Below are 20,357 nucleotides of genomic sequence, written 5' to 3'. Positions count from 1 at the left end.
AAAAGCTGTTAAAACCAACTGGTAGTTTTTTTGGTTGACCGGCCGCCCATACCCAATGCACCCAGCAGAGACCGTACGATCGTATTGCCTGCTGTACGAGCCATGCTTTTTACGATGGTGTTATTGGCAATTTTTTCAAAAGTGGATTCTTCTGGTTTTGCTGTCCCTTTGTTATCAGCCGCCTGCTGCGTTTTGTCTGCAGCATCCTGTAATTTAGCCGTTAAGATTTCATAAGCACTCTGGCTGTCAATAACCTGGTTGTATTTAGCGGCTATTTTAGAATGACTTACGATCGAATCAATTTCGGCGTCAGTCAGCACATCCATCCGGCTCCTGGGCGAGCAAAGCATCACCTGCGCCAACGGTGTGGGAATGCCTTTTTCATTTAGCATTGTAATTAACGCTTCACCAATACCTAATTGAGTTATCAGGTCTTCTGTTTTATAAAAAGTAGTTTCAGGATAGTTTTCTGCAGTTTGTTTAATTACTTTTCTATCAGCAGCTGTAAAGGCACGCAAAGCGTGCTGCACTTTTAAACCCAACTGCGCCAGCACGCTGGCAGGTACATCCATTGGATTCTGTGTACAAAAGAAAATACCGATTCCTTTGGAACGAATCAACTTAACGATTGTTTCAATTTGTTGCAGTAAAGCTTCGCTAGCTTCCTGAAAAATAAGATGTGCTTCATCAATAAACATCACCAGTTTAGGTTTGTCCAAATCACCTTCTTCAGGGCAGGTTGCGTATAACTCAGCCAGCATCTGCAACATAAAAGTGGAGAACAACTTTGGCTTGTCCTGTAAATCAGTAACCCGTAATACATTGATCATTCCCCGTCCCTGGTCATCCATGCGCATCAGGTCATCTACCTCAAAACTTTTTTCTCCAAAAAAAACATCCGCACCCTGTTGCTGTAATTCTATTACTTTACGCAAAATCGTTCCCGTACTGGTAGTAGAAATTTTACCATATGTTTTTTCCAATTCAGCTTTTCCTTCATCACCAATATACTGCAGTACTTTTATAAAATCTTTTAGATCCAGCAAGGGCAACTTTGCATCGTCGCAATATTTAAATATCATCGCTACAACGCCGCCTTGCGTATCGTTAAGCCCAAGTATTTTTGTCAGCAACACAGGACCAAACTCGCTTACAGTCGCTTTTAAATGCACCCCTTTCTGTCCGCTCAATGTCATGAGCTCTGCCGTGAATTGTTCCGGTTTGTACTCCATCTGCAGCTTTTGGTAGCGATCAGTTACTTTATCATTTACGGAGCCCAAAGCAGCAATACCGCTCAGATCTCCTTTTATATCCATCAATAAAACCGGCACACTTGCATCACTTAAAAATTCACTGATCATCTGCAGGGTTTTTGTCTTACCCGTTCCGGTAGCACCTGCAATCAATCCATGGCGGTTCATTGTTTTTAACGGAAGAAAAATACCAGCCTCGGGTATCACTTCGCCATCCAAAACAGCGGCGCCAATTTTTACACTTTCGCCTTTAAAAGAATAACCGTCTTTTATAGCCTGTATAAAATCCTCTTTTTTTGCCATTGGTAAAATTTTAGGAAAGATACAAATGCAGTGGAAATACCAAGCATTTTTTTTATGAATAACATCCCCTTAATGAATTTGTGGAAGCATTGATTTGATTCATTAATCCGGACAAAAATTTTGAATAATAGATAAGGCGATTGCTGGCAAAAGTAAAGACAATTATTAAGTAAGAAACCCGGATTTACCCAACTATGGAAATTTCTTCAATACCGTAAAGCGCAATAAAAACTCCAGCAGCAATAAAACGAAAGCAGCTGTGGCAAATGGAAAAAACTTTTCTGTATATCTTGTAAGTGTTGATATTTCTACTTTTGATTTTTCAAGCCCGTCTATCTCCTTGTAAATACCCGCCAGGCTTGCATTGTCTTTCGCCCTGAAATATTTGCCACCGGTTTCGGTTGCTATCTCTTTTAATAATTTTTCGTCAATCGTTACTTTTTGTTGCTGCATTACAACACCCATTTCCGTCCTCACCGGAAAAGGTGCATACCCTTCTGTGCCCACACCAATAGTATACACTTTAACGCCGAATGCTTTTGCTATTTCTTTAGCATTGGTCGGGCCTATCAGGCCGCCGTTATTTTCGCCGTCGGTTAATAAAATAATTACTTTACTTTTTGTTTTGCTGCTGCGCAGGCGATCAACGCTGGTAGCCAGTCCGTCGCCAATGGCGGTACCATCTTCCAGCAAACCATTGCGTATATTATCTACAGCAGACTTTAATACAGCCCTGTCCGTTGTAAGCGGACATTGTGTAAAACTTTCTCCTGAAAAAATTACTATCGCTATTCTATCTGTTAGCCTGCTGTCAATAAAATCCTGGGCTACTTTTTTGGCAGCCTCCATTCGGTTGGGTGTAAAATCCTGCGCCGTCATGCTGCCACTTACGTCAATGGCCAGCACAATATCTACGCCTTCCCCTTCAGCTTGCTGCTCATCTGTTTTTGTCTGAGGCCTTGCCAATGCTGCAATAATAAACGCAACACTAAGCAGCCTTAATAAAAATGGCAGGTGCCTGAAACTACTTTTCCATGATGTAAGGCCGGCAAAACTTTTACTGGAAGAAACCTTAATACCAGCCTGGTTAACGCCATTCTTTTTTACATACCAAAAAATCATTACCGGAAGCAACAGGCCCAGCCAGAAAAATTGCGGAGCAGCAAAACTTATATTATTTAGGTAGCTGAAAAACAATAGTTGTATAATTTTTTATTTTGATGGTGACGATTCGATTAACTTAATAGTATCTTTTATTAATTGCTGATTATTTTCACTATCAGATGGCAACGGAATATATTTTGCAAACTTTACCGCATTGCTGAAACGCAGCGCTGCAGCGGATTTATCCAGAATATCAGTAGCCGCATAATTTGATTTGATTGCAATCAGCATATCGCCCGTTGTTTTATTGCTGTAATCAGTGTTCTCTTTACGCGATAAATATTGTCTGTAAATTTCTATCAATTTTGTGTGATACTGTTTTATGTCTTTCGGCTCAGATAAGTTGAAGTTTTTCAGCTTATCAATTTCCTGCATGGCTTCTTCAAACGGTGATAATTTTGATACAGATTGTGCTGGCTTTTTGCCTTTCTTTTTGGTTCTGTACCACCAGTAAAGCAATGCCAGCAACAATATAACCAGCGCTCCTCCCGCAACCCAATACCAAAGCGGGTTAAAGACTTCTACTTCTTTGATTGCCTTAATATCCTTTAAAGCACTGGTAGTATCCGCAACTGAAAAAGAAACCGTTACAGGCAATGAATCCGTAAACATGGTAATTGTAGTATCATCCTTTGCAGGATTAAAATTGATATTGTAAGAAGGAAATGTCCATTTGCCGGAATCAAAACTGGTGAGTGTAAAACTTTGAGTAAGGCCGGATAATTTTTGATTGGTAAAAACAGAATCAATTTTACTTTTTTCTACCAGTTCAAAATGTTGCATTGAATCTGGTAAGGCTATCCATTTTATAAAATAATCATCGCCGGAAAAATTGGCTTGCACCTTTAATTTAAACTGTTCTCCAATTAAAATTTCACTTTTATCAATGGTTGTTCTTACAACAGGTTGCGCAGTACAAAACAAAAAAGCAAGAGAGCTGATTGCCACTGTCAATAATATTCTCCGCATTTTCCTGTTGTCCATTATCAATTATAAAATTATCAATTAACCCTAGCTTCTTTTAATGAAAAATTTCTGCAATACTTTTACGTAATCTTCATCGGTACGGATATGCAATAAATCTGCCCCGGCTTTTCGGAAATAGTTTTTACTTAATTCACTTTGCTTTAAAAACTGTTGCTGGTAATTGTACTGCACCATTTTATCACTGCTGTCTATCCATTGCTTTTTGCCGGTTTCAAGGTCTTCTATCTGCAACAACCCGGCCTCGGGTAACTGCATATCCATCTTGTCGTAAATACGCAAGCCAATTACATCATGCCTGCCGCCAATTACCTTTAAATCATTTTCATACACAGCATCCACAAAATCACTCATCAAAAAAGCAATGCCCCGGCGACCGCTTGTTTTATTAAAGAACTTAATAGCTTCTTCCATATTGGTTGTTTTACCAACAGGCTCTGCCGTCAGCAATTCCCTTACTATATACAGGGCATGTTTTCTACCTTTTTTTGGAGCGATGTATTTTTCAACCTTGTCACTAAAAAAAATAGCTCCTACTTTATCGTTGTTGTTAATAGCACTGAAAGTGAGGACAGCGCCAATTTCTGTGATCAAATCTTTCTTTTTGTTTTGAACCGTACCAAACATATTGCTGGCACTTACATCAACAAGCAAAAAAACGGTCAGCTCCCGCTCTTCCTCAAAAACTTTTGTAAACGGGTGACTAAATCTTGCACTTACATTCCAATCAATAAAACGTACATCATCCCCTGCATAATATTCCCTTACTTCTCTAAAACTCATTCCCTTTCCTTTAAATGCAGAATGATACTCACCGGTAAATAAATGAGTGGTGATCTTTTTACTTTTTATTTCGAGCTCTTTTACCTTGCGTAAGATTTCTTCGGTGGTCAACACGCCACCAGCTACCTCACGGGAAGAAGGATCGTCTGCCTTTACAGAAAGTGAATCTCCTGTAATGTCATTGGTGGTTATATTTTTTTTCTTTTTAAACAAGTTTATATTTAAGTTACACTATTTAAAAGCCCTTCAATATTGTTAGCTCAAAATCTTTTTTAATCAGCCAAACTAAGGCACATTTACCACACGCAGAATTTCATTGATCACCTGTTCTGCATTTATATTCTCTGCTTCGGCCTCATAAGTTAATCCTATTCTGTGCCGCATTACATCTTTACAAATACTTCTTACATCTTCCGGAATTACAAATCCTCTTTTATTTAAAAATGCATAGGCCTTTGCTGCCAATGCAAGGTTAATGCTTGCCCTTGGTGATCCGCCAAAGCCGATGAGTGGTTTTAATTTTGACAAATTATACTTGTCAGGAAAGCGGGTTGCAAAAACAATATCCAAAATATAGTGCTCTACTTTTTCATCCAGGTAAACCTGTCTTACCAATTCTTTTGCAGTTAATATTTCCTGGGTAGAAGCAACCTGGTTAATGGGCGGGAAAGAAAGCCCCTGGGTATTTTGCCTGATGATCAGCGCCTCTTCTGACTTGGACGGATAATCGATTACCACTTTTAACATAAACCTGTCCACCTGTGCTTCAGGTAAAGGATAGGTACCTTCCTGTTCAATGGGGTTTTGTGTTGCCAACACTAAAAATGGTTCTTCTAATTTAAAAGAAGTATCCCCAATTGTTACCTGCCGTTCCTGCATAGCTTCCAGCAAGGCACTCTGCACTTTTGCAGGAGCTCGGTTGATTTCATCTGCCAGGATAAAATTGGAAAAGATGGGTCCTTTGCGTACATAAAATTCATTCTTACCCTGGTTATAAATCATCGTACCTACCACATCTGCCGGCAATAAGTCAGGAGTAAATTGTATACGGCTGAAGTTAGCCTTGATGGATTGCGCCAGTGATTTAATTGCCAGTGTTTTTGCCAGGCCGGGTACACCTTCCAGCAAAACGTGTCCATTACTTAAAAGGCCGATCAGCAAACGTTCAATCATGCCATGCTGGCCAACTATTACTTTACCAAGTTCATCATTAATACGGGTAACAAACCCTGCTGCATCATTTATCTTCTCATTCAGCAAGCGGATATCCTCGGCTGTTTGTAGCATAAAAAAAATTTACCCTTTGCCCTGAAGAGCGCCGGTATTTTAAATTAATATTTTTATTGGTACAGCAGGCATGTATCAATTTTTACAGAATTTTTGCTGGTTACTACTGTGCCTGCCCGTTTAAATTAATGCCCTTTGCGGGATGCGGCGAAAATACGAACAATGCACTAACAAAAATTTTGCCGTAATGGGGAATGGAAAAAAATTCTGTTAAAATGGCTTTATCTTTAAGTAAATTATAAAGCTATGACAGATCAGCAATTAATCACTACTTCCAATTTGCTAGAAGGGTACCGCATCGTGCAGCACCTGGGTGTTGTAAGAGGAATTACTGTTAGAAGCAGAAGTATACTGGGCAATATCGGTGGCGGTGTGCAATCATTGTTTGGAGGCAAATTGTCCATTTATGTTGAACTGTGTGAAAAAGCAAGAGAAGAGGCCTACCAGCTAATGTTGCAAAATGCCAATGAAAGGGGCGCCAATGCCATCATTAATATGCGCTACGATGCCAATGAGGTGATGCAGGGCATTACGGAAGTACTCGCTTACGGTACTGCAGTAGTGGTAGAAAAAATCGCTTGATAAGACTATCTTATCCCAGGTATTTCCCTACGATCGGCACTCTTCTTCCTACACCAAAAGCTTTGGGTGAAACCCTTATGATGGGGCAGAACTGGTTGCGTTTGTATTCGTTCATGTTCACCATCTTGAGAATTCTGTCTACCAGGTCCGCATCAAAACCCTGCGCTTTAATTTCTTTTGGTCCCATCCTGCGCTCTATATACTGAAATAATATTTTATCAAGGATGGCATAATCGGGTAACGAATCTGCATCTTTTTGTCCCGGTCTTAGCTCTGCCGATGGTGCCTTATCTATAATATTCTGGGGAATAATTTCCTTGTTACGGTTAATATATTTTGCCAGTTCATACACCTGTAGTTTATAGCAGTCCCCCAACACACCCAAGCCACCGGCCATATCTCCATATAAAGTACCATAGCCCGTTGCCAGCTCACTTTTGTTGGAAGTATTCAGCAAAATGTATCCAAATTTATTGGCAATGGCCATTAATAAATTTCCCCTTGTACGGCTCTGGATATTTTCTTCGGCAACACTAAAAGGCAGGTCTTTAAAGATGGGTTTTAAATCCTGCAAAAAAGCGTCATAAATATTTTTGATCGGAATGATCTCGTAAGGATTACCCAACGTTTTACTCAATTTTTCTGCATCTTCCACAGAATGACCTGTAGAATATTGAGAAGGCATTAAAACAGCTTTTACATTGTCAGCTCCCAATGCTTCACAAGCCAATGCAATGGTAACAGCACTATCTATGCCCCCGCTGCTGCCAATAATAGCTTTGGTAAAACCCATCTTAAAAAAGTAATCTTTTATGCTCATTACAATGGCGGCATAAATCTTTTCTATGTTTAAGTTTTCATGTAACACAAGCGGATTGAGTGGTGCATCCGGCACATGACTGGCGGGCTGAATCACAGGCCCATCAATGGTTCCATCATCGTTCAAGATAAAAGACTGCAGGGCCGATTGAAAAGAAGGAAGCTGTCCGCAAAGGTTGGCATATTTATCAAACACCAAAGAAGAACCATCGAAAACAATTTCTGTTTGACTGCCCGTTGCATTGCAGTAAAACATCGGCAGTCCATATTTTACAACCGTTGCTTTCACAACAGCTTTCCTGTCTTCATCATGCGTATAATCAAATGGCGAAGCCGAAATATTGATCATGATATCAGGCTGGTGTTTCATTAGTTCATCCATCGGGCAAATTCGGTACAACGGATTATCGCCTAAATTCCAGATGTCTTCGCAAATGGTTACCGCCAGCTTCTTTCCTTTATATTCAATTATATTCCATTCGTATGCCGGTTCAAAATACCGGTTTTCATCAAACACATCGTAAGTTGGTAAACAGGTTTTATGCGCTATGCCTTTCACTTCTTTTTCAAATAAAAAATATGCTGCATTGAAAAGGTCCTTGCCCTTGGGGATGGTATTTTTATCCGGTGCGCCAACGATAACTGCTATGGTATCAGCATGCTGTTTTATTTCTTCTACCGCTGCATAGCATTTGCTGATGAAATCATCAAACTCTAAAAAATCACGTGGCGGATAGCCGCATACAGATAATTCGCTGAACACAATAATATCGCCACCCTGCTTTTTGGCTTCTTCAATAGCGCAGATTATTTTTTTTGTATTGTCATCAAAGTTGCCAATATGATAATTCTGCTGTGCTAAAAATATTTTCATACCCGTACCCTTAAGGAGCTTAACTTTATATTAATAAATCAATTGTTTTCTTTGTAAAGTTAAAACTTCAAAAGCATTATCGTCCATGAGAATATCCTTTGCTGTAATTGTACTGTGCGCTCTTTTATTTTCCTGCTCTTCCAATAAAATACCTGATGTTTCCAATATTAAAATCGATCTCACTACTGAGCGTTTTGAAAAAGATATCTTTGATACAACCGCTCCTAACCTGTTATCTTATCTGAAACATATCAATACAAACAGTCCTGCTTTTATAGATAACTATCTTGGCAAAATATTAACTGTAGACCCGGCATGGTCTGCTGATACTGCAGCTGCGTATGTAAATGGATTTATAAAAGCGTATCGTCCTGTTTACGATTCGGCTGAAAAAATATTTAACGATTTCAGCCCGTATGAAAAAGAAATAAAAAGAGGGCTGCAGTTTGTGAAATATTATTTTCCTGATTATCGTGTTCCTAAAAAAGTAATTACTTATATCGGTCCTGCCGATGGCTATGGTGATATTTTAGCCGAGGATGCTTTGGTCATTGGCTTGCAGCATCATCTTGGTAAAGATAACTCCCTGTATAGAACAACGATGGTGCAGGAGACTTATCCTGAATATATTTCCAGGCGATTTGAGCCTGGTTATATCGCCGTGAATTGCATAAAAAACATAGTGAATGATCTTTATCCCGAAAAAGAAAGTGATAAGCCTTTGGTGAATGAAATGGTTGAAAAGGGTAAACGGCTCTACCTGTTAAGCAAGTTGCAGCCGGAAACAGAAGAGTATAAACTTATGGGCTATACTCCGGAACAAATGAAAGACAGCTACGCACACGAAGCCGTAATCTGGGATCTTTTTATTAAGAATTCACTATTGCAGGTTACAGATAAAAATATTTTGAAAAATTACATTGATGAAGGCCCTAAAACGCAGGAACTTGGAGAAGGAGCACCCGGAAATATTGGGTCGTTTGCAGGATGGCAGATTGTTAAAAAATATATGCAGAAAAAACCCGCAACTACTTTACAGGAACTAATGACCCTGGACAGCGAAATTATTTTCCAGGAGGCCAAATATAAGCCTTGATTTTAAGCCGCCTGAGCCTGATGCTTTTTTATAACTATTGGTTGTTTTCCCAATGATTTCATCATTCTGAAATGGGAGGATATCGCTCCAAATAAAGTATCGTATTTGTTGTAAGGCAGGTTAAACTCCTTACATTTCTCTATTACAATTTTGCTGATTGCAGGATAATGAACATGGCTTACTCTTGGAAATAAGTGATGTTCAATCTGAAAATTCAGTCCGCCTACAAACCAGGAAATTACCGGGTTACCCATAGCAAAATTGGAACTGGTTCTTACTTCATGTTCCGCCCAGGCGGTTTCAATGTGTTTCGTTTCATCCAAAGCTACGGTTTCAAACTCTGTATTTTCTACTACGTGTGCCAGTTGAAATACCAGGGATAAAGTAATGCCCATCACTATATGCAACACCAAAAAACCGAGCAGCCACGGGCCAACGCCCCAAACCATTGCAGGAACAACCATATAAAATGTGAAGTAAGATATTTTAGTAGCCCAAAAAATAATGTGATTTTTTGTATTCAGTTTCCAGGCCTCTGTTGTATAAATTTTACGTGTAAAATATTTTGTGAAATCCATAAAAAACAACCAAAAAATGGAAGACAATGCATAGACTGGTAACAAGTACAAATGCTGTATTTTATGTGCAGGCACCCATTTTTGTGATTCGCATTGACGAATGATCGGGCTCTTTGCGATGTCATCATCTATGCCGTCCACATTGGTGTAAGTATGATGAATAATGTTGTGCTTTTGTTTCCAGAAATAAGAACTTGCACCCAGTGCATTTGCAGTTAAACCCAATGCATCATTTAGCCATGGCTTGGTGCTGTAACTGCCATGGTTGGCGTCGTGCATCACGCTAAAACCAATGCAGGCAAATACATATCCCAGGATACCGCACAGTCCCAATGCAGGCCATGCATTCATTTTAACAAACATAAGACTTCCGTAAATAATAATGGCAGCGCTGATTAATGTGATGGTTTTAATGTATAACCGCCAGTCGCCGGTTCTCTTTTTATGCCTGGTAGTAAAATACTGATCAACGGCAGCTTTAAGACTTATGTAGAATTGATTATCTCTGTTATCGAAAGTTACTTTTGCCATGATGGATATTGGTATTTTTTATTTTGCACATTCCAAGGTAGGTAAATAAGCTGAATATGAAATGATAAAGTATCGCTTTAATTCATCTTAAAAGGAACAGTCATTTCAAAAGCAGGTATAGTTACGTCGAACTCCTTACCACTATTAATATTTTCCATTAAATAAGTGCCATACATCTTGCCCATTTCTGTACGCAGGTTACAGCCACTGATGTATTGATATTCCTCCCCTGGATTGATTTGCGGTTGCAACCCTACAACTCCTTCACCTTCAACTTCCCTTAAGCTTCCGGTAGCATCATATATATACCAGTGCCTGCGCAATAACTTTACTGGATAGGAATTGTTATTTTGTATGGTAATCCGGTAGGCAAACATATACTCATTTTCAGATGGATTGCTGTATTCCGGCTGAAAAAAAGTTTCAACACTTACCGTAATTCCTTCTGATATTTTTGAGATCATGTATTGGTCGCTTTTTGTAAAAATAGTTTAAAAATCAGCCAATTGTTGTAAATTGATATAAGTTAATTGTTAAAACATATGCCTGCTTCAACCCATCATTATTCCAATGGAGAAATCACCATTTTGTGGCAACCTTCCTTATGCAAACACTCCGGTATTTGTTTCAAAGGTTTACCTGCCGTGTTTGATCCCCGGCGAAGACCTTGGATAGATATAAGGCAATCATCAACTTCCATAATTATTGAGCAGATAAAAAAATGTCCGAGCGGTGCGTTAAGTATTGTTACAGAGCCAAATGCAATGCAACAATAAGAACTGTATAACTCAACCAGCTTTTTTTGAATTGGTATATCCATTTTTTTGCAACCATTGCAATATCTTATCCCTGTTATCGCCCTGAACAATGATTTCACCATCTTTCACCGAACCTCCTGTTCCGCAAAAACTTTTAAGTTTTTTTCCCAAGTCTTCCCTGTCAGTATTTTTGCCTGTGAAACCTTCAATTAAAGTAACTGCTTTTCCTGCCCGGTGTTTTTTATCTAACCAGATCTTTAGCTTTTGCTGGGCGGGTGGCAATGTTTCATCTTCTTCCACATTTCCAGTCTCCGGTTTAAAATTGGGATCTGTTGAATAAACCAATCCACCCAAAGAGGTTATTTTTTTTTGTGCCATGGCTGCTGTTTGCTTTTTGAAATAACACTATTTCATCAACGGTATTTCCAATATAAAATTATTGTTTATTGTAATTTTTGCATTTAAACGTAAGTCACCATGTTCATAATCGCTGTAAGTTTAATCTTGATTTATTTCAAAATTAATCCAGTTGCATTATTTACGCTATTACTCATACAGTCTTAAATCTACCGGGTATAGAGGCCTTTAAGCTCAAATCCAGGCTTCTTGCCTGGTGTATAATGGCTCCGCTGGAAATATAATCAACACCGGTTGCAGCGTAGCTTTCAATATTGTCCAGGTTAATGCCACCACTGGCTTCTGTTTCATACTGATCTTTGATAATTTGCAAGGCTTCGGTTATTAAAGCAGGTGTAAAATTATCCAGCATTATCCTGTTTACCTTGCCTGTTGCCATCACTTTTCGCACATCGTCAATGGTCCTGGTTTCCACCTCAATCAGTAATCCGGGTTGTACATTTTGTACGTAATCGTACGCCTTATTAATAGCCATTTCTATACCGCCACAATAATCAATGTGATTGTCCTTGAGCATAATCATATCAAATAAACCAAAACGATGGTTAACGCCACCGCCTATGCGTACAGCTTCTTTTTCAAGCAACCTGAAATTAGGAGTTGTCTTCCTCGTATCAAGCAATTTTGTCTTATAGCCTTTTAATTTATCGGTATATAATTTCGTAAGTGTGGCAATACCGCTCATGCGTTGCATGGTGTTCAGCACCAGTCTTTCCGTTTGCAAAATAGTATGTATCCTTGCTTCTACCTCAAATGCCAGTTCACCAAAATGCATCGGTTCGCCATCCTTTTTAAAGGTTGAAAAAGTAACGTCAGGTTGCACATAACGAAATATTTTTTCTGCTACTGTAACTCCCGCCAGGATACCTTCTTCTTTAATTTTAAGTATTGCTTTACCATTGGCCGTTGCATCTATACTTGATAAGGTAGAATGATCTCCATCGCCGATATCTTCTGCCAGTGCGTTTTTTATCAGCAGGTTTAGCTGTTCGTCATAATTCATAGCAGGCAAATGTAAAAAATAAAAAACCTGTAATAGAAAAAGTCTTACAGGTTAATAATATATTGGCGGAAGGTAAAAATAAGGTCAATGATTTTCAAAACGCAATTCCTGGATTACCTGCAGGTCCCCCTTTTGCTTCATATACACAGTCGTTCGGTAAGTACCGGCTTTGGTGACAAGTTTCCCGATGCAATACTGCGATTGTGAACCTGCATTCTGACCTTTATGAATCACTTCAAAGCTTTTTACTATGTTAGTGGCAAAAAAATCTTTCAGTACGAGCTCTCCCTGGCTTTTACTATAGCTATTGCTTTTATCGGGCATGGTAATTTCAACGGTATTGTCAAAAAATTTCGCTATTTGAGCGGAGTTGCCTGTTTGCATGGCAGCTATTACATCATCAATCCCAACTTTCAAGGTAAAAGAGGATAAAAACAGGCCGGTAAGTATTGGAACAATCGTAAAGAAGCGTTTCATAAAGAAATTTTAGTGGTCATTTTGCTAAAAACGTGCCAGCTCCGAATAATATTTTAGGCTGAAAGATAAAGCGATCTACTACAATGACAATAAGCTTTTTATAAAAGCTGCAAAAAAGTTAACTTTACACCATGAAAGACAAAAAAGCAATACTAATAATCATGGATGGATGGGGACTCGGCAAAATTAAAAGCAGTGATGCCATTCAGCACGCCAAAACTCCTTTTGTTAGCTCTTTATATACTAAATATCCCAATGCAACTTTGGTTACCTGCGGCGAAGATGTAGGATTGCCTGAAGGACAGATGGGCAATAGTGAGGTTGGTCATTTAAATTTAGGTGCAGGAAGAATTGTTTACCAGGAACTGCAAAGAATAAATGTCGCCATCCGAAGTGGTGAATTTCAACAAAACCCGACCTTGCTGAATGCAATCAGCTACGCCAAAGAAAATAATAAAACATTGCATTTGCTGGGTTTGGTAAGTGATGGCGGTGTGCATTCTCATATCAATCATGTTAAAGCCCTGGCTTCACTTTGTGCAGCGCAAGGCCTGCAAAATGTATTGGTTCATGCGTTTACTGATGGCAGGGATACCGACCCTAAAAGCGGATTGGGCTTTTTAACAGATTTGCAAAATCATCTGCAGACTTCTGCCGGTGATATAGCAACAATAACAGGCAGATATTATGGAATGGACCGTGATAAAAGATGGGAAAGAGTTAAACTGGCGTATGATGCAATGGTACATGCAACTGGCATAGCTACAAATGATGTTTTGGGAGCTATCAAAAAATTATACGATGAAGGCATAACTGATGAATTTATAAAACCCATTATTAACAGCAATGTTGCTGATACAAAAATTAAGGAAGGTGATGTGGTTATCAGCTTCAATTTTAGAACTGACCGCTGCCGCGAAATAACAGAAGTGCTTACTCAGCAAAACATGGCTGAGTTTGGCATGCATAAGTTAAACCTGCATTACACAACCATGACGCAGTATGATCAGTCTTTTGAAAACGTACATGTTGTTTTTAAAAATGATGATCTTAAAAATACACTGGGTGAAATTTTGGAGCAAAACAACAAAACTCAGATACGTATTGCCGAAACTGAAAAGTACCCGCATGTATCTTTCTTTTTCAGCGGTGGCAGAGAAGTGCCTTTTGAAGGAGAAAAAAGAATTATGATTCAGTCTCCAAAAGTAGCTACATACGATTTACAACCAGAAATGAGCGCTTATGAAGTAGCTGCAGCAATTGTTCCGGAAATTGAAAATAAAACGGCTGATTTTATTTGCTTAAATTTTGCTAACGCAGACATGGTGGGTCATACAGGCGTTTGGGATGCAGTAATAAAAGCAGTGGAAACAGTAGACACATGCGTAGAGAAAGTTGTTACAGCTGCTTTGGCAAGCGATTATGCAGTTTTCCTGCTGGCAGATCATGGTAATGCAGATTATGAAATTAATCCGGATGGCACGCCCAACACTGCGCATTCGCTGAACCTGGTGCCGTTTTTTGTTATTGATAATAAATGGAGAGGTGTTGTGAAAAGTGGCAAATTGGGAGATGTCGCCCCTAGCATTTTAACCATGATGGGGCTGGCAATTCCAAAAGAAATGACGGGTAATATTTTGATCGGCTGATTTGTTGGTGAATAAATTTCCTTGCTCAATGCTTTCGTACTATTTTGTTCTTTTTATCCATAAAACTTAACCATGAAAAAAGTATTGCTTGTGTTGATTGTTATCCTGGTGATAATACAATTTATTCATCCGGCAAAAAATAGCAGCTCGGAGGATGCGATGCTCGTGAATGACATCAGCAAAAAGTATATAATACCACAAAACGTACACGACATTTTAAAGACGAGTTGTTACGACTGCCACAGCAACAATACAGTTTACCCCTGGTATTCAAAAATACAGCCGGTTGACTGGTGGTTAACCAATCATATCAATGAAGGAAAAAAGGAAGTCAATTTTTCGGAATTTGCAACCTATGGCATAGGAAGGCAATACAAAAAACTGGAGGAGATTATGGAGCAGGTGAAAGAAGATGAAATGCCATTGTCTTCCTATACTCTTATTCACAAAAACGCAATACTTTCAGCTGATAAAAAGCAGGTGCTCACCGCCTGGGCCACCGGTTTGAGAGACAGTATAAAGGCTAATACACCAGCAGACAGCCTTGCAAGAAAAAGGCCGCCTGCAATAAAATAATACCGTAATATTTGCAACAGCGATTTTTATGGTTGTTATCAAGCAACAGGTGTATAATTTTTATTGCAAAGCAGCAACTAATAGGCTTAAATTGTCTATATTTAAGGTGTTAAACCAAGCACAACTATGACAGAAGAGACCATGCTTAATGGATGTCTTGAAAATAATGCCGCCGCTCAGGAAGCGTTGTATATGCGTTTAAGCCCTAAAATGCTTGGCGTATGCTATCGCTTCGCAAAAAACAGGGAGGATGCGGAAGACATGCTGCAGGAAGGTTTTATTAAAGTATTTGCTCAAATCCATCAATACCGCAATGAAGGTGCGCTGGAAGGATGGATAAGAAGAATTGTGGTGCACACTTGTATTAATATCCTCAAAAAAAACAAAAAGTTTTCTGACAGTGTAGATATTAACTATGCAAATGGCATTGGCATACGCGAAGAAACGATCCCTTCTATAATGCAGGCGAAACAGGTGGTTGAATGCATCCGGTTACTTCCGGTAGGCTATCGTACAGTATTGAATTTGTATGCTGTGGAAGGCTATTCACACAAAGAAATCGGGGATATGCTTGACATTGAAGAAAGCACCAGCCGTTCGCAATATACAAGGGCGAAAGCTATGCTGGAAGATATTTTAATTAAGAAAAATATTTTACTGAAGCCAAGAACCAAAAGCGGTGTTGCATTGACGGGAGCTATAGCTTCAAATTAAAACGACCAGACTAATAAAACATACGAATTAGATTAACGATTGCTTTTTACCAAAACCAACAGAAATTTCGTCGATAATGGAGAGAAATTTAGATATAGATAGTTTTGAACGGTTGCTTAAGGACAGGTCAGATGAATTTAAAATGTATCCTGAAAAACGAGTATGGCACAGCATTTATAACAATATTCATCCGGGTAGAAAATGGCCATCTGTCGCAATGAGTATTACTTTAATAGGCATTCTTCTTTTAACCGGCTACCTGAATACAGATACAAAAAATGCAGGCAAACGATTCGCTTCGCAAAATCAACATAATGAAACTAAACCGGCTGATCCCACCACTGCTATTTACATTCCGCTTTTAGACAAAATACATTTTAACAACCAACCATCTAAACCATATGCAAATAATTCTACTTTAAACTTCTCTGGTCAATCTTTTATTGATAACATTGAACAACAGGACATGTCCAGTAAAAGTGTTAACAATCTGCAGGAACCGCCGAATCTGGTTAAGACACTGTCCGGTGTGAATAACAAAAGCAACGGCGACAATTTAACTCACGAGCGTTTTATTTCATTAGCTAAAATTGAATCAACTGAAATCGCTCCTATCAAAAATGACCCTGATTTCAAGACTATACCTGCAAACAGGCCGGCGATATTTCACAACAAGGTGCTGATTGTTTCACTGGATAATTCGGAAAACAAAATCAGACACCAGAATGTAAATAACGTTACGTCAGAAAAAAATATCGTAACCGGAAGTGAAACCGATTTATCTGCCAATGATGTCACCCTCAAAAATAAAGGGCTTTTATCTGCAGAAACAATATCAACTGATAAAAATGAAACATTGATTTTATCAGATGAAGAAAAAGCATGGGTTGAAAATTATGCAATGTATAACAGACCGGCTCCCAAAAAATGGGCAGGTAAATTAGGGTGGCAAATGTATTTCACTCCATCTGTGGTTTACAGGCAACTAAAAAATACTATTTCAGATGGTGCTGACGTAAATCGGGATGTTGCACAACATCCCTCCTACGGACTGGAAATAGGAAGTGGTTTTACCTATCCGGTGTTAAAAGGGCTTAGAATAAGAACTGGTTTGCAACTCAATTTCACCATGTACAATTCGGATGCTTTTACTAATTCTCACCCGGTTGCAACTACAATTACGCTTGTTTCTTCTGAATCTCATCAGCCTTATCCTGCATACAGGTCAACTGCTTATTCTAATATTGATGGTATATCTGCCGTTAAATTACACAATGAAACTTTTCAGATCTCATTACCTGTGGGTATGGACTTAAAAATAGCTGGTAATGAAAACTTACAATGGAATATAGGTGCAACAATACAACCAACTTATGTAATGGGAGGCAAATCCTATTTGCTTTCTTCTGACAAGAGAAATTATATAAAAGAAACTTCACTTTTAAACCACTGGAATGTGAATGCAGGCTTTGAAACATTTGTAAGCTATAAAACAGACAAAGGGATTACATTTCAGTTTGGACCACAATTCAGGAAACAGTTATTTACAACCAACAGCAAGCGCTATATCATCCAGGAAAAGTTAAACAACTATGGCTTTAAATTCGGTATCACCAAGTTGTTGAAATAATTACTGTCATTTTTTTTTACAGCACTTCTCTTTCAGTTTGTGATCTTATTTAACAAAAACCGCAGCACGTTCGCAACTGCGGTTTTTGTTTTACAACAGCTTTCTGTTTAATTTTGGCGCATGAAAAAATTATTTTTTCCGGTACTTATCTCTGTTTTAATAAGCTGTAACAACAATACAAAGAATGCTTTGCCTGCCACTATAGCAGAGTCTGCTCCGGCAATAAATGAAGCCAAAAAAGATTCATTTTTCCCCGTCACGTCTTTCATCAGGGGACAAATTCGTTCATTTGATTCTTTGCTTGTCACACCGTTACACACCACCGTAATCAATGATAAAACAGATTCTGTATGGATAAAACAAAATGCTTTGATTCCATTGCTAAAAGATTTTCTTTCTCCCGAAATAAAAGAAACCAACCTTACTTCATTTTTTAAAGAATCTTCTTTTAATGATCAAACTTTAAACGCCGTTACATTCACATACGATCCTGTAAGAACTTTACCTGATTCAATCTCACTGCGGCACTGGGATGTTTATATTGACCCTGAATCTGGAAAAATTTCGAAGATATATCTTGTAAAGCAACTGAAAGGGAAGGAAGGTAATATAACGCAGCAACTAACCTGGAAAACAAATAAATGGGCGGGCATAAATACCATTTTGAACAAGCCGGACGGGACCAGTATTTTATTAAAGGCTGAAAAATTCATCTGGAATTTTACTGAGTAAAAATGCCTTTTACAATCTATACAAATAATGACACAAAAAGAATTTGCTTTATTGGCTGCTACAATTCCTTTGCAGCCGGGCATTTATAAATATTACGATAGCAATAATGAATTGTTGTATGTTGGGAAAGCAAAAAGCCTGCGCAAAAGAGTAAGCTCTTACTTTTCTAAAACCTATACCAACTATAAAACACATGAACTTGTTCAACGGATACGTAAGATTGAATTTACCATTGTAAACAGTGAGCAGGATGCTTTCTTGCTGGAGAATTCGCTGATCAAAAAATTTCAGCCATTATTTAATATTAATCTGAAGGACGATAAATCTTATCCCTACATAGTCATAAAAAACGAACCCTTTCCACGAGTTTTTTTTACAAGAAGAAAAATTAACGACGGTTCTCAATACCTCGGCCCATACACTTCTGTTGGTAAAGTAAGGGAACTGCTTGACTTTATTAAACAAACTATCCAGCTAAGAACATGCAAGCTCAATTTGACAGCTACCAATATTGAAAAAAAGAAATTCAAGGTTTGCCTGGAGTATCACCTGGGCAATTGTAAGGGACCATGTGAAGCGCTGCAATCGTTGGAAGATTATGAGGAAGGCTTACAACAGTTAAAGAATATTTTGAAAGGAAATCTTTCGCCGGTAATACAACATTTCAAAGCTGATATGCAGGAAAAGGTTGCGCAGCTTGAATTTGAAAAGGCTGGGCTGATAAAAAAGAAACTGGAACATTTACAGCAATACAAAGCCAGGTCTGCGGTTGTTAATGAACGTATGGGAACCATTGATGTGTTTAGTATACTTGAAGAAGGAGATACTGCTTATGTAAATTACCTTGCAGTAAGCAATGGTAATATTGTACAAACAAAAACGATTACACTTAAAAAGAAACTGGATGAAACTGCAGACGAAGTTTTAATCTTCGCGATAGCGCAGCTAAGAGAAACCTTTAACAGCGAGGCCAACGAAATCATTGTACCATTTACGATAAGTTATCCGCAACAGGATATTGTTGTTACCTGCCCCAAAGGTGGTGATAAGAAAAAACTGCTTGACCTGTCGGAAAAAAATGTCAATTATTTTAAAGAAGAACTCAGAAAAAAGAAGCTGCTTTTATTGGAAGACAAAACCGCATTGGAAGTAAATAACGTGTTGGTACAACTACAAAAAGATCTTCAATTGCAAGAACTACCGGTCAATATTGAATGCTTTGATAACTCCAACTTTCAGGGAAGTTATCCTGTATCTGCCATGGTAAGTTTTAAAAATGGACAGCCAAGCAAAAATGATTACAGAAGATTCAATGTAAAAACTGTGGCAGGTATCAATGATTTTGCTACCATGGCGGAAGTAGTTTACCGCCGCTATAAACGTTTAAAAGAAGAACAAAAACCATTTCCACAGCTGGTTATCATTGATGGCGGTAAAGGCCAGTTAAGTGCTGCAATGGAAAGTATTGAGAAACTTGAATTGACAGGAAAACTGACACTTGTCGGGCTGGCAAAGAATGAAGAAGAGCTTTTTTACGCAGGCGACTCAGAGTCGTTGAAATTACCCTGGGATAGTGAAAGTTTAAAATTGATCAGGAGAATACGTGATGAAGTACATCGTTATGGTATTACTTTTCACAGAAATCAACGGAGTAAAGGCAGCTTTAAAAATGAGCTGGAACATATTGAAGGAATTGGAAAATCTACAATTGACATTCTGCTTAAAAATTATAAGTCTGTAAAGAATATTAAAGTACAAACATTAGAGGAGTTGACAACGGCCATCGGCAAGTCCAAAGCAACTATATTGATTGATTATTTTAATCAGGCAATAAATGCCCACTCGTAGACATAAAAAAAGGGCCAGGATAAAAATCCAGCCCCGTTTAAAATCCAATATCCTATGAAAAACCAAGACAAATATATAGATTAGTTTTTTCTCTGTCCAAACGCTTAGCTGAATATTATACAATTGGCGACTTTGACTGAGTAAACGGCAGAATTCGATTTCAATGATGCACCTGAAGATAGATTTTAGCCGGCCCTGATTGCGTCTGTTGAAAACTGAACCAAAGTTACGGGTATTAAAAAAGGCTGTCTCAAAAGTTGAGCAGCCTTTTTTTTCGTTATATAGCGGTGTGTAAATTG

20 protein-coding genes are annotated in these 20,357 nt (G+C 38.5%); 9 read left to right on the top strand and 11 right to left on the bottom strand.

The window, feature by feature from the left end; genetic code table 11:
* Window positions 1–8: 8 nt before the first annotated feature.
* The 5 genes from QWZ08_RS18495 to QWZ08_RS18475 all read right to left on the bottom strand — a co-directional run bounded on the left by QWZ08_RS18495 (window position 9) and on the right by QWZ08_RS18475 (window position 5,774).
* Window positions 9–1,556: a helicase HerA-like domain-containing protein gene (locus QWZ08_RS18495; protein ID WP_290339010.1), complete on the bottom strand. Its 1,548-nt coding sequence runs from the start codon at window positions 1,554–1,556 to the stop codon at window positions 9–11.
* 192 nt (window positions 1,557–1,748) lie between these two features.
* A complete protein-coding gene (locus QWZ08_RS18490) occupies window positions 1,749–2,753 on the bottom strand; it encodes a vWA domain-containing protein (RefSeq protein WP_290339009.1) in 1,005 nt (334 codons plus the stop codon).
* A 15-nt stretch (window positions 2,754–2,768) separates the two neighbouring features.
* Window positions 2,769–3,704, bottom strand: coding sequence for a DUF4381 family protein (locus tag QWZ08_RS18485; RefSeq protein WP_290339008.1), 936 nt, complete (start codon window positions 3,702–3,704; stop codon window positions 2,769–2,771).
* A 27-nt stretch (window positions 3,705–3,731) separates the two neighbouring features.
* On the bottom strand, window positions 3,732–4,700 hold the full coding sequence (locus tag QWZ08_RS18480) for a DUF58 domain-containing protein (protein WP_290339007.1): 969 nt from the start codon (window positions 4,698–4,700) through the stop codon (window positions 3,732–3,734).
* A gap of 72 nt (window positions 4,701–4,772) precedes the next feature.
* Window positions 4,773–5,774 (bottom strand): AAA family ATPase, encoded by a 1,002-nt coding sequence (locus QWZ08_RS18475; RefSeq protein ID WP_290339006.1) that lies wholly within the window; start codon window positions 5,772–5,774, stop codon window positions 4,773–4,775.
* Window positions 5,775–6,020: 246 nt separating this feature from the next.
* On the opposite strand from QWZ08_RS18475, the gene QWZ08_RS18470 reads away from it, so the two are divergent.
* Window positions 6,021–6,356, top strand: a complete 336-nt coding sequence (locus tag QWZ08_RS18470) for a YbjQ family protein (RefSeq protein WP_290339005.1) — start codon at window positions 6,021–6,023, stop codon at window positions 6,354–6,356.
* 10 nt (window positions 6,357–6,366) lie between these two features.
* Here QWZ08_RS18470 and QWZ08_RS18465 read toward each other — a convergent pair whose 3' ends face one another.
* On the bottom strand, window positions 6,367–8,049 hold the full coding sequence (locus QWZ08_RS18465; protein WP_290339004.1) for an NAD+ synthase: 1,683 nt from the start codon (window positions 8,047–8,049) through the stop codon (window positions 6,367–6,369).
* An 85-nt stretch (window positions 8,050–8,134) separates the two neighbouring features.
* Here QWZ08_RS18465 and gldB point away from each other — a divergent pair, with 85 nt between their 5' ends.
* On the top strand, window positions 8,135–9,145 hold the full coding sequence (gene gldB / locus QWZ08_RS18460) for a gliding motility lipoprotein GldB (RefSeq protein ID WP_290339003.1): 1,011 nt from the start codon (window positions 8,135–8,137) through the stop codon (window positions 9,143–9,145).
* A 2-nt stretch (window positions 9,146–9,147) separates the two neighbouring features.
* Here gldB and QWZ08_RS18455 read toward each other — a convergent pair whose 3' ends face one another.
* Both QWZ08_RS18455 and apaG read right to left on the bottom strand, forming a co-directional pair.
* Window positions 9,148–10,254, bottom strand: a complete 1,107-nt coding sequence (locus tag QWZ08_RS18455) for a fatty acid desaturase family protein (protein WP_290339002.1) — start codon at window positions 10,252–10,254, stop codon at window positions 9,148–9,150.
* A 77-nt stretch (window positions 10,255–10,331) separates the two neighbouring features.
* The gene (gene apaG, locus QWZ08_RS18450) at window positions 10,332–10,718 is read right to left on the bottom strand and encodes a Co2+/Mg2+ efflux facilitator ApaG/CorD (protein WP_290339001.1); all 387 of its coding nucleotides are present in this window, start codon (window positions 10,716–10,718) and stop codon (window positions 10,332–10,334) included.
* A 78-nt stretch (window positions 10,719–10,796) separates the two neighbouring features.
* Here apaG and QWZ08_RS18445 point away from each other — a divergent pair, with 78 nt between their 5' ends.
* Complete coding sequence (locus tag QWZ08_RS18445; protein WP_290339000.1) at window positions 10,797–11,030, top strand: (4Fe-4S)-binding protein; 234 nt, start codon at window positions 10,797–10,799, stop codon at window positions 11,028–11,030.
* A gap of 12 nt (window positions 11,031–11,042) precedes the next feature.
* On the opposite strand, the gene QWZ08_RS18440 is transcribed toward QWZ08_RS18445, so the two are convergent.
* From QWZ08_RS18440 to QWZ08_RS18430, 3 genes are all read right to left on the bottom strand, one after another.
* Window positions 11,043–11,390 carry a translation initiation factor gene (locus tag QWZ08_RS18440; protein WP_290338999.1) on the bottom strand — a complete coding sequence of 116 codons (348 nt, stop codon included), beginning with the start codon at window positions 11,388–11,390 and terminating at the stop codon, window positions 11,043–11,045.
* A 172-nt stretch (window positions 11,391–11,562) separates the two neighbouring features.
* Window positions 11,563–12,432 (bottom strand): carboxylating nicotinate-nucleotide diphosphorylase, encoded by an 870-nt coding sequence (gene nadC, locus QWZ08_RS18435; RefSeq protein ID WP_290338998.1) that lies wholly within the window; start codon window positions 12,430–12,432, stop codon window positions 11,563–11,565.
* Between the two features lie 84 nt (window positions 12,433–12,516).
* On the bottom strand, window positions 12,517–12,909 hold the full coding sequence (locus QWZ08_RS18430) for a DUF4783 domain-containing protein (RefSeq protein ID WP_290338997.1): 393 nt from the start codon (window positions 12,907–12,909) through the stop codon (window positions 12,517–12,519).
* Between the two features lie 131 nt (window positions 12,910–13,040).
* Between QWZ08_RS18430 and gpmI the strand changes: the two genes are divergently transcribed.
* The 6 genes from gpmI (at window position 13,041) to uvrC (ending at window position 20,058) form a co-directional block, all read left to right on the top strand.
* Window positions 13,041–14,558, top strand: coding sequence for a 2,3-bisphosphoglycerate-independent phosphoglycerate mutase (gene gpmI, locus QWZ08_RS18425; RefSeq protein WP_290338996.1), 1,518 nt, complete (start codon window positions 13,041–13,043; stop codon window positions 14,556–14,558).
* 72 nt (window positions 14,559–14,630) lie between these two features.
* Window positions 14,631–15,134: a heme-binding domain-containing protein gene (locus QWZ08_RS18420; RefSeq protein WP_290338994.1), complete on the top strand. Its 504-nt coding sequence runs from the start codon at window positions 14,631–14,633 to the stop codon at window positions 15,132–15,134.
* A gap of 126 nt (window positions 15,135–15,260) precedes the next feature.
* Window positions 15,261–15,848 (top strand): RNA polymerase sigma factor, encoded by a 588-nt coding sequence (locus tag QWZ08_RS18415; RefSeq protein ID WP_290338993.1) that lies wholly within the window; start codon window positions 15,261–15,263, stop codon window positions 15,846–15,848.
* A gap of 76 nt (window positions 15,849–15,924) precedes the next feature.
* Window positions 15,925–17,478, top strand: coding sequence for a hypothetical protein (locus tag QWZ08_RS18410; RefSeq protein WP_290338992.1), 1,554 nt, complete (start codon window positions 15,925–15,927; stop codon window positions 17,476–17,478).
* 120 nt (window positions 17,479–17,598) lie between these two features.
* Window positions 17,599–18,210: a hypothetical protein gene (locus QWZ08_RS18405; RefSeq protein WP_290338991.1), complete on the top strand. Its 612-nt coding sequence runs from the start codon at window positions 17,599–17,601 to the stop codon at window positions 18,208–18,210.
* A 27-nt stretch (window positions 18,211–18,237) separates the two neighbouring features.
* Window positions 18,238–20,058 carry an excinuclease ABC subunit UvrC gene (gene uvrC / locus QWZ08_RS18400; RefSeq protein WP_290338990.1) on the top strand — a complete coding sequence of 607 codons (1,821 nt, stop codon included), beginning with the start codon at window positions 18,238–18,240 and terminating at the stop codon, window positions 20,056–20,058.
* Window positions 20,059–20,357 lie beyond the last annotated feature (299 nt).

Origin of the sequence: Ferruginibacter paludis (genome assembly GCF_030409685.1) — a bacterium.
Taxonomy (GTDB): domain Bacteria; phylum Bacteroidota; class Bacteroidia; order Chitinophagales; family Chitinophagaceae; genus Ferruginibacter; species Ferruginibacter paludis.
The sequence above is the reverse complement of the archived record's forward strand: the minus strand, read 5'-3'. Positions and strand labels throughout refer to the sequence as shown.

Coding starts and splice junctions, on each gene's coding strand:
- gldB (WP_290339003.1), top strand. CDS start 8,135: ATGAGAATATCCTTTGCTGTAATTGTACTGTGCGCTCTTTTATTTTCC.
- QWZ08_RS18445 (WP_290339000.1), top strand. CDS start 10,797: ATGCCTGCTTCAACCCATCATTATTCCAATGGAGAAATCACCATTTTG.
- uvrC (WP_290338990.1), top strand. CDS start 18,238: ATGACACAAAAAGAATTTGCTTTATTGGCTGCTACAATTCCTTTGCAG.
- QWZ08_RS18440 (WP_290338999.1), bottom strand. CDS start 11,390: ATGGCACAAAAAAAAATAACCTCTTTGGGTGGATTGGTTTATTCAACA.
- QWZ08_RS18470 (WP_290339005.1), top strand. CDS start 6,021: ATGACAGATCAGCAATTAATCACTACTTCCAATTTGCTAGAAGGGTAC.
- QWZ08_RS18465 (WP_290339004.1), bottom strand. CDS start 8,049: ATGAAAATATTTTTAGCACAGCAGAATTATCATATTGGCAACTTTGAT.
- QWZ08_RS18420 (WP_290338994.1), top strand. CDS start 14,631: ATGAAAAAAGTATTGCTTGTGTTGATTGTTATCCTGGTGATAATACAA.
- QWZ08_RS18495 (WP_290339010.1), bottom strand. CDS start 1,556: ATGGCAAAAAAAGAGGATTTTATACAGGCTATAAAAGACGGTTATTCT.
- QWZ08_RS18485 (WP_290339008.1), bottom strand. CDS start 3,704: ATGGACAACAGGAAAATGCGGAGAATATTATTGACAGTGGCAATCAGC.
- gpmI (WP_290338996.1), top strand. CDS start 13,041: ATGAAAGACAAAAAAGCAATACTAATAATCATGGATGGATGGGGACTC.
- apaG (WP_290339001.1), bottom strand. CDS start 10,718: ATGATCTCAAAAATATCAGAAGGAATTACGGTAAGTGTTGAAACTTTT.
- QWZ08_RS18410 (WP_290338992.1), top strand. CDS start 15,925: ATGGAGAGAAATTTAGATATAGATAGTTTTGAACGGTTGCTTAAGGAC.
- QWZ08_RS18455 (WP_290339002.1), bottom strand. CDS start 10,254: ATGGCAAAAGTAACTTTCGATAACAGAGATAATCAATTCTACATAAGT.
- nadC (WP_290338998.1), bottom strand. CDS start 12,432: ATGAATTATGACGAACAGCTAAACCTGCTGATAAAAAACGCACTGGCA.
- QWZ08_RS18415 (WP_290338993.1), top strand. CDS start 15,261: ATGACAGAAGAGACCATGCTTAATGGATGTCTTGAAAATAATGCCGCC.
- QWZ08_RS18430 (WP_290338997.1), bottom strand. CDS start 12,909: ATGAAACGCTTCTTTACGATTGTTCCAATACTTACCGGCCTGTTTTTA.
- QWZ08_RS18405 (WP_290338991.1), top strand. CDS start 17,599: ATGAAAAAATTATTTTTTCCGGTACTTATCTCTGTTTTAATAAGCTGT.
- QWZ08_RS18475 (WP_290339006.1), bottom strand. CDS start 5,774: ATGCTACAAACAGCCGAGGATATCCGCTTGCTGAATGAGAAGATAAAT.